The sequence below is a fragment of the Candidatus Symbiopectobacterium sp. NZEC135 genome (assembly GCF_025962695.1).
The window spans coordinates 1-687 of record NZ_JAGFPF010001133.1; the positions used below are offsets into that span (position 1 = coordinate 1).

Annotated in this window: 1 protein-coding gene and 1 pseudogene; one reads left to right on the top strand and one right to left on the bottom strand. The window is 55.3% G+C overall.

Features of this window, described 5'->3' with window-relative positions:
• Positions 1-445 (top strand): zinc finger domain-containing protein (locus J5224_RS32895; protein ID WP_319802540.1); only part of this gene is annotated, 445 nt, incomplete at its 5' end.
• Between the two features lie 6 nt (positions 446-451).
• On the opposite strand, the pseudogene J5224_RS32900 reads toward J5224_RS32895, so the two are convergent.
• Positions 452-687 (bottom strand): annotated as a pseudogene (locus tag J5224_RS32900) (citrate/2-methylcitrate synthase); the annotation flags it as partial.

A 687-nucleotide genomic window follows, 5' to 3' on the forward strand; every position in this document is an offset into this window, starting at 1 on the left:
GCTGGCCACACATCCTTTCTTGCAGCGCATTGGCCCTGATGTGCTTGATAGGTCCGTTACCCCGGAACAGGTGCGAGCCAGAGTGTTGAGTAACAGATTCTGCCGTCGCCGTTTGAGTGGCTTGTTGCTCGATCAGTCTTTTTTGGCCGGACTGGGCAACTATTTGCGCGCGGAGATTTTATGGCACGCTGCGCTGTCGCCACAGCACAGTGCGACGACGTTGGATGAAGAGCAACTGAGTGCACTGAGTGACGCGTTATTATCACTGCCGCGCCTTTCCTATCACACGCGGGGAACGGTAGATGACAATCGCCATCACGGCGCGTTATTCCGTTTCAAGGTGTTTGACCGTGAAGGGGAACCCTGTGAGCGCTGCGGGCACCCCATCGTGCGCACCATGCTCTCTTCGCGTCCGTTTTTCTGGTGTCCACATTGCCAGCATTGAGGCCGAAGAGGTGAAGTCGCGTTTGCCGTAGCCGGTGTACAGCTGGCGCGGACGCGCAATCTTCAAGCCGTCGTCGTGCATTTCGTTCCAGTGGGCAATCCAGCCGACGGTGCGTGCCATCGCGAAGATCACGGTAAACATGGAAGACGGAATACCCATCGCTTTCAAAATGATACCGGAGTAGAAATCCACGTTGGGGTAGAGTTTTTTCTCGATAAAGTAGGGATCGTTGAGCGCAATGT